Below are 13,650 nucleotides of genomic sequence, written 5' to 3' on the forward strand. Positions count from 1 at the left end.
ACCACCCCAGCCAAAGTCACAGTTGGGCTCGGCCGCCCCCCGAGCGGACGAGAGGTATTGACGTCCACTTCGGTCTGACCTTTGATATGGTTAACAACTTCACCGTCACAGAGGGGCCAGCACGTGGACTTCGAGCTGACCGATGACCAGGAGACGATCCGTAAGGCCGTAGCCGGTCTGCTGCGCGACTTCGACGACCACTACTGGATGGAGAAGGACCGCGACCACGCCTTCCCCGAGGAGTTCTACGCCACCGTCGCCGAAGGCGGCTGGCTGGGGATCACAATCCCGGAGGACTACGGCGGGCACGGACTCGGCATCACCGAGGCCTCGCTGCTGCTCGAGGAAGTCGCCCGGTCCGGGGGCGGGATGAACGCGGCCAGTTCCATCCACATGTCCATCTTCGGCATGCACCCGGTCGTCGTGCACGGCACCGAGGAGCTGAAGAGCCGGACCCTGCCGCGCATCGCCAACGGCGACCTGCACGTCTGCTTCGGGGTGACCGAGCCGGGAGCGGGACTGGACACCACGAGCATCACGACCTTCGCACGCCGGGACGGCGACCACTACGTGATCAGCGGCCGCAAGGTGTGGATCTCCAAGGCGATGGAGTCGGAGAAGATCCTGCTGCTGACCCGTACGTCCAAGGTGGACGAGGTGGCAAAGCGCACGGACGGGATGACGCTGTTCCTCACCGACCTGGACCGCGACCACGTGGACATCAAGCCCATCCCGAAGATGGGCCGCAACGCCGTCAGCTCGAACGAGCTGTTCATCGACGAGCTGCGCGTCCCGGTGAGCGACCGGGTGGGCGAGGAGGGTCAGGGGTTCCGCTACCTGCTCGACGGCCTCAACCCGGAACGCATGCTGATCGCCGCCGAGGCCCTGGGTATCGGCCGCGCGGCACTCGACCGGGCCGTGCGGTACGCAGGTGAACGCGTGGTCTTCGACAGGCCGATCGGCGCGAACCAGGGCATCCAGTTTCCCCTGGCCGACTCACTCGCCCACCTCGACGCGGCCGAGCTGGTCCTGCGCAGAGCGACCTGGCTGTACGACAACGGCCGCCCGTGCGGCCGTGAGGCGAACACCGCCAAATACCTGTGCGCGGATGCCGGTTTCACCGCTGCCGACCGGGCGCTGCAGACCCATGGCGGCATGGGCTACTCCGAAGAGTACGCCGTGGCCCGCTACTTCCGTGAGGCACGCCTGACGCGGATCGCGCCTATCAGCCAGGAGATGGTCCTGAACTACCTGGCCTCGCACACCCTCGGTCTGCCCAGGAGCTACTGACCCGCGACGGAATCCGGCCGACGGACGACATCCCAGCAACCAGTGTTGACGCATGAAAGACAAGGAGCCAACGATGAGTGCCAGAGTGAACGGTCTGTTCGATCTCACGGGACGATCGGCCCTGGTGACCGGCGCCGCAGGCGGCATCGGGTCGGCGGTCGCCGAGGCCCTGGCACGGGCCGGCGCCGCCGTGCTCGTGACCGATGCTGACGGGGAGGCCGCCGCAGCCGTCGCCAAACAGATCTCCGCTGCCGGCCTGACCGCGGACAGCGTCGGCCTCGACGTGACCGACCGGTCCGCGGCCGACGCGGCGATGTCCCGAGCGGCGGCGGTCACCGAGGGGACCCTGCACATCCTGGTCAACAACGCCGGCGTCACCGAACCGTCGATGTTCGAGAAGCTGAGCGAGGAGTCCATGCGCCGGGTCCTCGACATCCACCTGATGGGCGCCTACCACTGCGCCCAGGCCGCGCTGCCCTTCCTGCCCGACGACGGACGGGGTCGGATCATCAACGTGACGTCCTCCGCCGGCCTCGTCGGCACACTCGGGCAGGTCAACTACTCCGCCGCCAAGGCCGGCATCATCGGCCTGACCAAGTCACTCGCCCGCGAACTGGCCCGCAGGCGGGTGCTGGTGAACGCGCTGGCACCGCTCGCCGCGACGCCGATGACCCGGACGATCCGCACGAACGAGAAGTTCGCGGCCCAGATGCTCGCACGGATCCCGCTGGGCCGGTGGGCCGAGCCCGAGGAGGTCGCGGGCGCCTTCGTCTTCCTGGCATCCGACGCGGCTTCGTTCATCACCGGCCAGGTACTGCCCGTGGACGGGGGCATGGTCATGTGACAGGGGCCGTCCCGGCTGTGTTGAATGGTCCAGCCAAACGGACACCCGACGAGAGGCCAGGCCCGTGCCGAGCACCACGCCCCCATCCAGCGTGCCGCACTTCAGCGCCCTGACCGTCCCCAAGGCCTCGGACGTACTCGCGGCCGAGGTGCGCGAACGCATCCTCACCGGTGAGCTGCCGGAAGGCACCGCGCTGCCCCCGGAGCGCCAACTGGTCGAGCAGACGGGTCTGAGCCGGGCGACGGTACGCGAAGCCCTGCGCATTCTGGAGGTCGAGCGGCTGGTGGACATCCGCCCCGGACGCGGAGGCGGGGCCTTCGTGCACCGTCCGGGGCGGGACTCGCTGGCGAACACCGTCCACCTGGTGATCCGCGGCCAGCAGATCAGGCTGGAGGCGCTGCACGAGACGAGAGAGGCGATCGAACCGGCCTGTGCCGCACTCGCCGCGGGCCGCCGAGACGCGCAGGACCTCGCCGAACTGGACGCAGCCCATGCGGAGTTGGTTCAGGCCGACGACGACATCCCGCGCTTTCTGCGGGCGAACATCCGCTGGCACGGCGCGGTCGCACGAGCCGGCCGCAACGAACTGCTCATCGGGTTCATGAGCGCCCTGTCGGAGTCGATCCACGCGGCGACCAATCTGGAGACGTTCATGGACGCCGGCGTCCGCGAGGTCACCATCCGCGCGCACGCGAAGGTCACCGAGGCGATCCGCGCCGGCGACAACGCGGCGGCCCAGCGCCGGATGAGCCGCCATGTGTGCGGCTTCGCCCGCGCGGCGGCCGAGGTGGACCCGCGCGAGCGGCTGGACCTGGCCGACGTCGACGAGTGAAGGGGCTGCGCGTCGGCGGCGCCGGGGGCGCCGACACCCTCCTTCCCGACCGGATCCTCGCGTGCCCGAGGAGGCCTTCACCCGCGGGCCCGCGAGGGCCTGTCCTCACGCCACCGTCACGACGACCTTGCCGGCCTTCGCGCTGCCCTTCTCGACGTACTCCAGGGCCTGTCGGGTCTGCTCGAACGGGAAGACGCGGTCGACGACGGGACGGATCTTCCCGGCTTCGATGAGCGGCGCGAGCTCACGCAGCTGGTCGCCGCTGGCGCGCATGAACAGGAACGAGTACGTGACGTCGTGGCGCCCGGCACGATGGCGGGTCCGGAAACTCAGCGCGCTCATCACCAGCCGCAGGACCGTGCTCAGGCCCAGCTCACGTGCGAAGGCCGCGTCAGGAGGGCCTGCGACGCTGATGACCTTGCCACCGGGCTTGAGTACCCGCAGGGACTTCTCGAGCGTCTCGCCGCCGAGGCTGTCCAGGACGACGTCGTAGCCGTCGAGGACGGTCGCGAAGTCCTGTTTCCTGTAGTCGACGACGACGTCCGCGCCGAGCTCCTCAGCCACGTCGACCTTGGCCGTGCTCACGGTAGTGGCCACGTGCGCGCCCAACTGCTTGGCCAGCTGGACGGCGATGGAGCCGAGGCCGCCTGCGCCGGCGTGGATCAGGATCCTCTGGCCCGGTTGCACCTGCGCCCGCTCGACCAGCGCCTGCCACGCGGTCAGGGCGACCAGGGGGAGGGAAGCGGCCTCCTCCATGGTGAGGTTGGCCGGCTTGACCGCCACGTCATCCTGGTGGACGGCGATGAGTTCGGCGAAAGTGCCGATGCGGTCCTTGTCGGGCCGCCCGTAGACCTCGTCGCCCACCGCGAACCGAGTGACGGCCGACCCCGTCCGGACAACCACCCCGGCGAGGTCGTTGCCCAGGATGAGCGGGAGACGGTACGGAAGGAACGCCTTGAACGCCCCGTCGCGGAGCCTGAGGTCCAGCGGGTTGACACTCGCCGCGTGGATCCGGACCAGGACGTCGTCGGCGCCCACCTGCGGGTCGGGCATCTCGCGGGCGTGCACACCGGCCTTGTCGCCGTATCGCTCGATCATGAAGGTCTTCATCGTCGTCTCCGTACCCGTCCGCCAGGGGCGGGGTCTCTGTCCGTACTGGGCATCTCCCGGAACGGACTCTGCGGTGTGTGCTGCGGCCTTCCGGGGCACCGCCCGTCAGACCACCGGAGTGGCCGGGGCGATGACGCGGCCCAAGTCGCCTCCCTGAATGCCGCCCCGGGATCCGGCGGCCGCCTCGTGAGGGAGGAGACGGCGCGGCAGGAGGTGTGCTTCACACCGCGTTCGGCGAGGCGGCCAGGCTCTGCCTGACGTATCGAGTGGTCTCGTCGGCGAGGATCTCGGCCAGACCCGTCTCGATGCCGTGCAGGGCCTGGGCGGCGACATCGGCGGGGTCCGCCTTCTGGTCGGCGGGAACGCCCGCGCCCATGTCGGTGTCCATGTATCCGACGTGCAGCGCCGAGACGGTGATGCCGCGGGGCGCCAGTTCCTCCCGGGCGGCATTGGTCTGTGCCCACGCCGCGGCCTTGGCAGCGGCGTACGACCCGAGGCCGGCGGGGTGCAGCCAGGACAGGACGGACAGTACGTTGAGTACGGCGCCGCCTCCGTTGCCCTCGATGACGGGGGCGAACGCCCGTGTCACGGCGAGCGGACCGAAGAAGTTCGTCTCCATCTCCAGGCGCACCCCGTCCAGGCCGCCCGCGATCAGCGGTGTGGCGGTGGAGATGCCCGCGTTGTTCACCAACAGCGTGGCGTCGGACGCGGTGACGGCCGCGGCCCGGATCGACTCCTCGTCCGTCAGCTCCAACCGCAACGGGATGACGCCAGGCAGGTCCACCGTCTCGGGGCGGCGGGCCGCCGCGTACACCTTCGCTCCGCGCTCCACGAGCTGGCCGGCCAGATGCCGCCCGAGCCCCCGGTTGGCACCGGTGACCACCGCGACCGCGTCCTTCAGTTCCATGTGTACTCTCCCTGCGTCGCGGGCGCCGGGGCAGCCCGCCGAATTTAGATTTCAATCACAATCTAAATCACAGTCTAGAATAGATTGCAACCGACATCCAACAGGAGGTGGCCGATGGGCCGCGTATCGCAGGCGCAAGCCGAGGAGAACCGCCGACGGGTCGTGGAAAACGCGTCCCGACTCTTCCGGGAGCAGGGCACTCACGTCAGCGTCGCCGACCTCATGAAAGCCTCCGGCCTGACCCACGGGGGCTTCTACAAGCAGTTCACCTCCAAAAACGCACTCATCGAGGAAGCCACCGCGCACGCCTTCGATGAACTCGCCCGGCACCACAAGGACGGGCTCGAGCGGCACACCGGACAGCGCGACGCCGCCCAGCAGGCACTGATCGACACCTATCTCTCCGTGGAGCACCGCGACAGTGCGGCTGACGGCTGCCCCGCCGCCGCAATGGCCACCGACATGGCACGCGAAACCGCAGACCGCGAAGCACGCCGCGTCTACACCGAGGGAGTGAGGGACTTCGCCGAACACCTCGCCACCGACGACCAGGACGGCATCACCCGACTGTGCACCATGCTCGGCGCGCTCGTCCTGGCCCGCGCCACCAAGGACTCCCCGCTCTCCGAGGAGATCCTCACCGCCGCGCGCGCAGCCTTGGCGACACCCGGGCCCGTGCCTCCCGAGTCACCCCGCAGCTGATCCCGAGATTCGACACCCGGCAGCACATGCACGAGCCGCCCCCCAGCACTCACGCCAACCCTTCAGGGCACGAATGGAGCAACGGCGGCACCGGCAGCCGCCCGGTCATCGCTTCGGGCCCGCACGCCCCTTCAACGGGAAGGCGACACCCGGCCGACCCCGGGTGAGAATCTGATTCTCTTTCTTGCGCAACACCATTGACACTACCGGTCTGACCTTTAATATCATGGCCGCCATGACCGACCTGAGCCCCGTCCTGACCGTGGCCGCGGATGGCGACGTCCGTATCGTCACGCTGAACCGGCCCGCCCGACTCAACGGCGTGTCAGAAGAGTTGCACCTCCGCCTGTCTCAGGTGTGGCGGGAGCTCGCGGACGATTCCGACGCGCGGGCCGTCGTCCTCACCGGGGCCGGCCGGGCGTTCAGCGCGGGAGGCGACTTCGACCATCTGCGCCGCCATCACCACGACGCGGATCTGCGGGAACAGTCGATCCGTCTGGACCGGACCATCCAGACCGAGATGATCCGTTTCCCCCTCCCCGTGGTCGCGGCCGTCAACGGCCCCGCCGTCGGACTGGGGTGCAGCCTCGCCCTCGCTTGTGACCTGGTCCTGATGTCCGAGACGGCCCACCTCGCCGACCCGCACATATCGGTCGGCCTGGTCGCGGGCGATGGCGGGGTGACGCTCTGGCCTCATCTGACGAGCCTGCTACGGGTCAAGGAGTACCTCTTCACCGGCGACCGGATACCGGCTTCCACAGCCGTCGAACTGGGTCTGGCCAACCGGGTCGTGCCCCCGGCGGACCTGATGAACCAAGCCCTCCGCCTGGCCCACCGCCTCGCCGCTCAGCCGCCCGAGGCACTCCGCGCCACCAAAGCGGCCCTGGCCCTGGTGGTGGAGCAGGTGTCCCGCGGCGGCATGGAAGCGGCGCTACTGGCCGAACGGTCCACGATGACGAGCCCCGACCACATCCGCATCGTGGATGAGCTCGCCTCCCGCGCGAGTCGCCGGGCCACGGCGACAGAGGAGGACTGAGCGTGGAACGCGAGGAGTTCGCCCTGGTCCGGGACACCCTGCGGGTGTTCAGCACTCGGTTCGGCAAGGAATCGGCCGACGGCGTGGAGCCGGAGTCCGGCGCGGCCGCGCAACTGGCACTCGACGAACTGGGCCTCGGTGAGCTGCGCCGCGCGGATCCTCCGGCGGCCACAGTCCAAGAGTGTGCCCTGCTCGCCGAGGAGCACGGCAGCCGGCCGATGACGACGTCCCTGCTGGGCACCGTCCTCCTCGCGCCGGAGCTGCTGCGCCTCCTCGGCAACGGCGAAGGCGCCCACGACAGCAGCCTCGGCCTCGGTCTCGGCCGGACCGATGCACGGCCCACCATCGCGCTCTCACGTGACCTGCGTTTTGCCGGAACCTCATCGGCCGACCTGGTCGCGTGGGACTGCTCGGGTGCCGACCTCGCACTGTCCGTGGCCCCGGACGGCACTGTCACCACGGCCGAGTTGGGGGCACCCATGGCCACCGCCGACCTGGTGCGCGACGTCAGGCGAGCCATGCCCACCGGAGGGGTGATCGGTCGGCTCACCACCGAGACCCATCAGCACTGGCAGGCATACGCGCTGACCATCGTATCGAGTGAACTGGTCGGCTCAGCACGCTCGTTCGTGGAACAGAGCATCGACTACGCCCGCGACCGCCACCAGTACGGGCGCCCGATCGGGTCCTTCCAGGCCGTTCAGCATCTGCTCGCCGACGCGACCGTCCAGGTCGAGGCCTGCACCAGCGCCACCCGGTACGCCGCCTGGTGCCTGGACCACGAGCCGCCGGACCGTGCGCTGACGGCTGCCCGTGTTGCCAAGGCGGAGGTCAACATCTCGGCCGTAGAGGCGGTACACGCCGGAATGCAGGTGTTCGGCGGCATCGCCCAGACCTGGGAACACGTCGCCCACCTCTTCCTGCGCAGGGTCCTGCTGGGCGCCACGCTGCTGGCGACCACGGACGACCTGCTGCCCGTCCTTGCCGAGCCCGAGGAGACGAACCGGTGAGCGACAACCCACTCGACTTCGGCGACCCGGCGGACCTCGGCCGGCTACGACGCGACTTCCGCACCTGGCTGGCCGAGCACCCGCTTCCCGAACGGCTGCCGGACGAACCGTCCCCCGTCCACCTGCACCGCTGGCACCGGCTGCTGCATTCCGGCGGCTGGATCGGGCTCGACGTTCCCGAGGAGTACGGCGGGCGCGGCCTGACGGCGGCCCACCAGGTCGCCCTCAGCGATGAACTGGGCGCGCGCGGTGCTCCCGGTGTCCCCCGCATCGGTTATCTCGCGCACGCCCTGCTGGAGTTCGGCTCCGAGGAACAGCGCCGCCGCCTGCTGCCGCGCATGCTGGCCGGGGACGACGTGTGGTGCCAGGGCTTCAGCGAGCCGGCCGCGGGCTCCGACCTGGCGGGGATGAGTACCTTCGCGACCAGGCACGAGGACGGCCACTACACCGTCACTGGCCAGAAGCTCTGGACGAGTTACGCCCAGTACTCGGGCCTCTGTCTCTTGCTGGCCCGTACCGGCGTCGCCCGGGCTCCCGGCTCCGCTCGAACAGACGGAAGGCCTGCCGTTCCCCCGCACACCTCGATCACCGCGTTCGTCCTGCCACTGAACCGCCCGGGTGTCACGGTGCGGCCCCTGCGCGCGGCCAACGGGGACGACGAGTTCTGCGAACTGTTCCTCGACGATGTCCGGCTCGCGGACGCCGAGAGACTCGGCGCCGAGGGCGACGGCTGGCCTCTGGCGATGACGACGGTGTCGTACGAGCGCAACGCCCTCGACACCGGTCATCTGGCAACGTACGGATTCCTCGTCGAGCGTCTGCGCACATACGCGCGGGCCCGGCGGGACGGGCTCCCCGACGGTCTGCTGTCGGAGATCGGCCGATGTGTCGTCGATTACCGGATGCTCGTCGCACACGCGCGCCGCCGCACAGCGGAACGGCTTGGCGGGCAGACCGCAGGCGCGGAATCCTCCGTCGACAAGCTCCTGATGACCCGCACCGAGCAACGGCTGTACGAAACCGCGCTGAAGGTGTTCCCCGATGAACTGCACGGCGGGCCGGGCGATGTCCTCGGCGGTTACCTCTACTCCCGAGCAGCGTCCGTCTACGGCGGGACGTCCCAGATCCAGCGCAACATCATCGCCAAACGCCTGCTTCACCTGCCCGCCGACCGCCGCGACTGACCACGGAGCCGTGTCATGAACCATGACCAGGAATTCCGCAGTATCCCGAACGTGATCAGAACTGCCGCGCGCCGGTTCGAAGACGCGACCGCCCTCATCGACGGGCCGCTCCGCCTCGGCTTCCGCGAGCTGCAGGACCGTATGGTCCAGGCCGTCCGCTCCGCACTCGTGCTGGGCATCGGGCCGGGCGACCGAGTCGGCCTGTGCGCTCCGAACTCCGCGGAGTGGATCATCGCCGCCCTCGGGATCCAAGGCGCCGGAGGCATCGTCGTCCCGCTGAACACCCGCTTCAAGGCCGGTGAGATGGCCTACATCCTGCGCAAGTCCGGCGCTCGCGCACTGTTCGCCGCCTCCTTTCTCGGTACCGACTACATCGCCGCCCTCCAGGAGGCCGATCCCGGCCTGCCCGCGCTGCGCACCACGGTGGCACTGCCCGGTGCACAAGGCGCTGCCGGACTGTCCTGGCAGGGCTTTCTCGACGCCGGCTCGGGCTCGTCGAAGCAAGCCGCGCACGCCTCGATCGACCGGCTCACCCCGGACGACGTGTCGGACGTGATGTTCACCTCCGGCACCACCGGCCATCCCAAGGGGGTGATCCTCACTCACGGCCAGACCCTGCGCGCCTACGGGTGGATGTCCACGGAGTACACCTTCGACGCCTCGGACACCTTCCTCGTCGTCCCGCCGTTCTTCCACTGTTTCGGCTACAAGGCCGGCTGGCTCGCTTCTCTGATGCACGGAGTGACGGTCGTCCCGATGGCCGTCTTCGATGCCGGACGCGCGCTCGAGATCATCGCCGCGGAACGGGTCAGCATCCTCCTCGGACCGCCGACCATCTTCTACGACCTGCTGCATCACGCCGGCCGTCCCGGCCACGACCTGTCGTCCCTGCGCGTCTCCATGACGGGCGGCAGCACGATCCCGGAGACCCTGATCCACGCGATGAAGAAGGACCTGTCCTTCGATGTCGTGCTCAGCGCGTACGGCCTCACCGAGGCCACGGCGCTGGTCACCAGCACCCGCATCGACGACGCCGAGGAGGTGGTCGCTCGCACCACAGGCCGGCCGATACCCGACGTCGAGGTCCGCATCGCCGACGACGCCGGCGAGGACGTGCCGGCGGGCCGGGACGGGGAGATCCTCGTCCGCGGCTACAACGTCACCCGGGGGTACTGGGACAACCCCGACGCGACCGCGGCGGCCATCGACCCCGGAGGATGGCTGCGCACCGGCGACCTCGGACACCTCGACCGGGACGGAAACCTCACCGTCGTCGACCGGAAGAAGGAGATGTACATCGTCGGCGGATTCAACGCGTACCCCGCCGAGATCGAGAAGCTGCTGCTCGCCTACGAGCCCGTCGCCCAGGCCGCCGTGATCGGCGTGCCGGACGAACGGCTCGGCGAGGTCGGCTGCGCGTACGTCGTCCTCAGGCCCGGCGCGGACACCACCGAGGCCGGCCTCATCGCCTGGGCACGGGAGCACATGGCCAACTTCAAGGTCCCGCGGCATGTGCGGTTCGTGGACGTGCTTCCGCGCAACGCCAGTCAGAAGGTACTCAAGCACGAGCTGCGCGCTCGGTTCGGGAGCTGATGTGACCACCGACAGCGGTCCCCTGGCGGGCGTCACGGTGGTGGCGATCGAGCAGGCCGTATCCGCTCCCCTGTGCACTCGTACGCTCGGCGACTTCGGCGCACGTGTGATCAAGGTGGAGAACCCGGCGGGCGGTGACTTCGCCCGGCACTACGACGACGTGGTGGGCGGCCTCGGCGCGCACTTCGTGTGGGTCAACCGGGGCAAGGAGTCGGTGGCCCTCGATCTGAAGTCACCCGCGGGAATGGCGGTCCTGCACCGTCTGCTGCAACACGCGGACGTCCTGGTCTCCAACCTCACTCCCGGCACCACGGCCAAGCTGGGCCTGGCACCGGCCGACCTGGAGGTACTCCATCCCGGCCTCATCGCTGTCGAGATCGACGGCTACGGCCCGGGCGGTCCCCTCTCCCACAAGCGCGCCTACGACCTGCTCGTGCAGGCCGAATCCGGCGCCTGCTCGGTGACGGGGCAGGCCGGCGCGCCCGCCAAGCCGGGCCCGCCCGTGGCCGACATCTGCAGCGGCCTGTACGCCGCCCTCTCGGTGCTGGCGCTGCTGTACGGCAAGGGGCGCGGCTGCCCCCCGTCGTCCGTCGCGGTGAGCCTGTTCGACACCATGACGGAGCTGATGGGCTACCCACTGACGTACACCCGGCACTCGGGAGTGGAGCAGCAGCCGCTCGGTATGAGCTCCCCGGCCGTGTCCCCGTACGGCGCCTACCGAACCGCCGACGGCCGCACGGTGGTCCTCGGCACGACCAACGACCGCGAGTGGCGGCGGCTCGCGACCGAGTTGCTGGGACGGCCGGACCTCGCGGACGACGTGCGGTTCGCGGTCAACTCGGGCCGGGTGGAACACCGGGCCGTTCTTGACACGGAGATCGCCGCCTGGTGTCTGCGACATGATCTTGCGGACATCCAGGAGCGCGCGGACGCCGCCGGGATCGGCAACTCGCGCTACAACACCACGAAGGACGTCCTCGTGCACCCGCACCTGGCCGCTCGTGGCCGCTGGCGGGACATCGACACGCCCGCGGGCCCGGTGCCGGCTCTGCTGCCGCCTCCGGTGATCGCCGGGTTCGACCCACCGATGGGGGCCGTGCCCGCGCTCGGCGCACACACGGACGCCGTGCTCGCCGAACTGGGCCTGTCCGGCGCGGAGATCGCCGCGTTGCGGGAGCAGGGGGCGGTGGGATGACGGGCGAGCCCGTCCTGCTCACCTGCGACAGCGGCGGCGTACGGACCCTCGTCCTGAACCGGCCCCACCGGCGCAATGCCCTCGACGCGGAGCTGTGGGAGGCGCTGCGGTCGGCGCTCGTCGATGCGGGCGCCGACCGGTCGGTGCGCGCCCTCGTCCTGACGGGTGCCGGTGACGCGTTCTGTTCCGGCGCGGACCTTCCGAAGCGCCCCAGCACCGCGCACCCGCTGCACCGGATGCGGACCTTGACCGAGGTGACGCTCCTGCTGCACGAGCTGCCCATGCCCACGGTGGCCAAGGTGACCGGAGTGGCCGTCGGCGCCGGCTGGAACCTGGCGCTCGGCTGCGATCTGGTGATCGCCGTTCCCGAAGCACGGTTCTCGCAGATCTTCGCCCGTCGCGGGCTCTCCCCCGACTGCGGCGGCACCTGGATCCTTCCACGTCTGGTCGGCCTCCAGCAGGCCAAGCGGCTCGCCCTGCTCGCGGAGACGATCGACGCCGGGGAAGCCCTGTCGCGGGGCCTGGTGACCTGGGTGGTGGCGGCCGCCGATGTGGACGCCTTCACCGACGACGTCACCGCACGCCTCGCGGCGGGGCCACCGGTCGCGCTCGCCCAGACCAAGGCGCTGCTCAACGAGAACACCGACCGCACCCTGCGGGAGGCGCTGGCGGGCGAGGCGCGAGCACAGGCCGTCAATTTCGCCACCGCCGACGCTCCCGAGGCGTACGCCGCCTTCGCGGAGAAGCGCGAAGCCCGATTCACCGGCCGCTGGGCCGTGCCGACACGAACAGAGGATGACGCATGACACGCGAAGCGGTGATCGCCGCGGCGGTCCGCACGGCCGTCGGAAAGCGGAACGGAGGGCTGGCCGGTCTGCATCCGGCCGACCTGTCCGCCGCCGTACTGCGGGCGCTGGCCGAGCGGACGGGGATCGATCCGGAGGTGGTGGACGATGTCATCTGGGGGTGTGTGTCCCAGGTCGGTGACCAGTCGGCCAACATCGGACGCTACGCAGTGCTGGCCGCCGGCTGGCCCGAGACGGTGCCCGGGACCACGGTCAACCGGGCCTGCGGATCTGGGCAGCAGGCGCTGGACTTCGCCGCCCATGCCGTGATGTCCGGCCAGCAGGACGTGGTGGTGGCGGGCGGCGTCGAGGTGATGAGCCGGGTGCCGCTCGGTTCGGCCAGAGCCGGTGGCACTCCGTACGGGCCGCAGGTCATCGACCGCTACCGGGGCTTCTCCTTCAACCAGGGGATCTCGGCCGAGCTGATCGCGCAGAAGTGGGGCCTGACCCGCACCCGGATCGACGCGTACGCGGCGCTCTCCCACGAGCGGGCAGCCGCCGCGCAGGACCGCGGGGCATTCGACGCGCAGATCGTCCCGGTGGCGGGGATCGCCACTGACGAAGGTGTGCGGCGGGGCACCAGCGTGGACACGCTCGCCGCGCTCACCCCGTCCTTCGCCGAGGACGGTGTGATCCACGCGGGCAACGCCTCCCAGATATCCGACGGGGCCGCGGCGCTGCTGGTGACCACACCGGAGAAGGCGCGGGAGCTGGGCCTGACGCCTCTCGTGCGGTACAGCGCGGGCGCCGTGGCGGGCTCCGATCCGGTGCTGATGCTCACCGGGCCGATCCCGGCGACGGAGAAGGTGCTGAGGAAGGCAGGCGTAGGCCTGCCGGATGTCGGTGTGTACGAGGTCAACGAGGCCTTCGCCCCCGTCCCGCTGGCCTGGCTCGCCGAGACCGGAGCCGACCCCGGGCGTCTCAACCCGCTCGGCGGAGCCATCGCGCTCGGCCATCCACTCGGGGCCTCGGGTGCGGTCCTGATGACCCGCATGATCCACCACATGCGCGACCAGGGGATCCGCTACGGCTTGCAGACCATGTGTGAAGGCGGCGGCACCGCCAATGCCACCCTCGTCGAACTCGTCGGCTGACGGGGGCT

At 70.0% G+C, this 13,650-nt stretch carries 13 protein-coding genes; 11 read left to right on the plus strand and 2 right to left on the minus strand.

Annotation, left to right across the window (positions count from 1 at the left end; genetic code table 11):
* Positions 1-123: 123 nt before the first annotated feature.
* From OG959_RS00840 to OG959_RS00850, 3 genes are all read left to right on the plus strand, one after another.
* Positions 124-1,290 carry an acyl-CoA dehydrogenase family protein gene (locus OG959_RS00840; RefSeq protein WP_326656017.1) on the plus strand — a complete coding sequence of 389 codons (1,167 nt, stop codon included), beginning with the start codon at positions 124-126 and terminating at the stop codon, positions 1,288-1,290.
* Between the two features lie 73 nt (positions 1,291-1,363).
* A complete protein-coding gene (locus OG959_RS00845; protein WP_326656018.1) occupies positions 1,364-2,134 on the plus strand; it encodes an SDR family NAD(P)-dependent oxidoreductase in 771 nt (256 codons plus the stop codon).
* Between the two features lie 64 nt (positions 2,135-2,198).
* Entirely contained in the window at positions 2,199-2,966 is a 768-nt protein-coding gene (locus OG959_RS00850; RefSeq protein ID WP_326656019.1) for a FadR/GntR family transcriptional regulator, read from the plus strand.
* A gap of 105 nt (positions 2,967-3,071) precedes the next feature.
* Here the strand turns inward: OG959_RS00850 and OG959_RS00855 are convergent, their stop codons facing one another.
* Together OG959_RS00855 and OG959_RS00860 are read right to left on the minus strand one after the other, a co-directional pair.
* The gene (locus OG959_RS00855; protein WP_326656020.1) at positions 3,072-4,076 is read right to left on the minus strand and encodes an NADP-dependent oxidoreductase; all 1,005 of its coding nucleotides are present in this window, start codon (positions 4,074-4,076) and stop codon (positions 3,072-3,074) included.
* 220 nt (positions 4,077-4,296) lie between these two features.
* Positions 4,297-4,983 carry an SDR family oxidoreductase gene (locus tag OG959_RS00860; RefSeq protein ID WP_326656021.1) on the minus strand — a complete coding sequence of 229 codons (687 nt, stop codon included), beginning with the start codon at positions 4,981-4,983 and terminating at the stop codon, positions 4,297-4,299.
* Between the two features lie 114 nt (positions 4,984-5,097).
* Between OG959_RS00860 and OG959_RS00865 the strand changes: the two genes are divergently transcribed.
* The 8 genes from OG959_RS00865 (at position 5,098) to OG959_RS00900 (ending at position 13,642) form a co-directional block, all read left to right on the plus strand.
* On the plus strand, positions 5,098-5,685 hold the full coding sequence (locus OG959_RS00865) for a TetR/AcrR family transcriptional regulator (RefSeq protein ID WP_326656022.1): 588 nt from the start codon (positions 5,098-5,100) through the stop codon (positions 5,683-5,685).
* A gap of 235 nt (positions 5,686-5,920) precedes the next feature.
* Complete coding sequence (locus OG959_RS00870) at positions 5,921-6,721, plus strand: enoyl-CoA hydratase/isomerase family protein (RefSeq protein WP_326656023.1); 801 nt, start codon at positions 5,921-5,923, stop codon at positions 6,719-6,721.
* A 2-nt stretch (positions 6,722-6,723) separates the two neighbouring features.
* Complete coding sequence (locus OG959_RS00875; RefSeq protein ID WP_326656024.1) at positions 6,724-7,731, plus strand: acyl-CoA dehydrogenase family protein; 1,008 nt, start codon at positions 6,724-6,726, stop codon at positions 7,729-7,731.
* A complete protein-coding gene (locus OG959_RS00880; RefSeq protein WP_326656025.1) occupies positions 7,728-8,915 on the plus strand; it encodes an acyl-CoA dehydrogenase family protein in 1,188 nt (395 codons plus the stop codon). Before OG959_RS00875 ends, OG959_RS00880 begins: the two co-directional genes overlap by 4 nt.
* Positions 8,916-8,930: 15 nt before the next feature.
* Positions 8,931-10,508 (plus strand): FadD3 family acyl-CoA ligase, encoded by a 1,578-nt coding sequence (locus tag OG959_RS00885; RefSeq protein WP_326656026.1) that lies wholly within the window; start codon positions 8,931-8,933, stop codon positions 10,506-10,508.
* A 1-nt stretch (position 10,509) separates the two neighbouring features.
* Entirely contained in the window at positions 10,510-11,703 is a 1,194-nt protein-coding gene (locus OG959_RS00890) for a CaiB/BaiF CoA transferase family protein (protein WP_326656027.1), read from the plus strand.
* Entirely contained in the window at positions 11,700-12,509 is an 810-nt protein-coding gene (locus OG959_RS00895) for an enoyl-CoA hydratase/isomerase family protein (protein ID WP_326656028.1), read from the plus strand. Before OG959_RS00890 ends, OG959_RS00895 begins: the two co-directional genes overlap by 4 nt.
* Positions 12,506-13,642 (plus strand): thiolase family protein, encoded by a 1,137-nt coding sequence (locus tag OG959_RS00900; protein ID WP_326656029.1) that lies wholly within the window; start codon positions 12,506-12,508, stop codon positions 13,640-13,642. The genes OG959_RS00895 and OG959_RS00900 overlap by 4 nt, the downstream gene beginning before the upstream one ends.
* Positions 13,643-13,650: the final 8 nt, after the last annotated feature.

It is taken from the genome of Streptomyces sp. NBC_00385 (assembly GCF_035917155.1).
GTDB classification, from domain to species: Bacteria; Actinomycetota; Actinomycetes; order Streptomycetales; family Streptomycetaceae; genus Streptomyces; species Streptomyces poriferorum.

What these genes read in the sequence shown, in the direction of transcription:
- OG959_RS00900 (WP_326656029.1), top strand. Translation starts at nt 12,506, where the DNA reads ATGACACGCGAAGCGGTGATCGCCGCGGCGGTCCGCACGGCCGTCGGA.
- OG959_RS00895 (WP_326656028.1), top strand. Translation starts at nt 11,700, where the DNA reads ATGACGGGCGAGCCCGTCCTGCTCACCTGCGACAGCGGCGGCGTACGG.
- OG959_RS00865 (WP_326656022.1), top strand. Translation starts at nt 5,098, where the DNA reads ATGGGCCGCGTATCGCAGGCGCAAGCCGAGGAGAACCGCCGACGGGTC.
- OG959_RS00855 (WP_326656020.1), bottom strand. Translation starts at nt 4,076, where the DNA reads ATGAAGACCTTCATGATCGAGCGATACGGCGACAAGGCCGGTGTGCAC.
- OG959_RS00885 (WP_326656026.1), top strand. Translation starts at nt 8,931, where the DNA reads ATGAACCATGACCAGGAATTCCGCAGTATCCCGAACGTGATCAGAACT.
- OG959_RS00870 (WP_326656023.1), top strand. Translation starts at nt 5,921, where the DNA reads ATGACCGACCTGAGCCCCGTCCTGACCGTGGCCGCGGATGGCGACGTC.
- OG959_RS00860 (WP_326656021.1), bottom strand. Translation starts at nt 4,983, where the DNA reads ATGGAACTGAAGGACGCGGTCGCGGTGGTCACCGGTGCCAACCGGGGG.
- OG959_RS00845 (WP_326656018.1), top strand. Translation starts at nt 1,364, where the DNA reads ATGAGTGCCAGAGTGAACGGTCTGTTCGATCTCACGGGACGATCGGCC.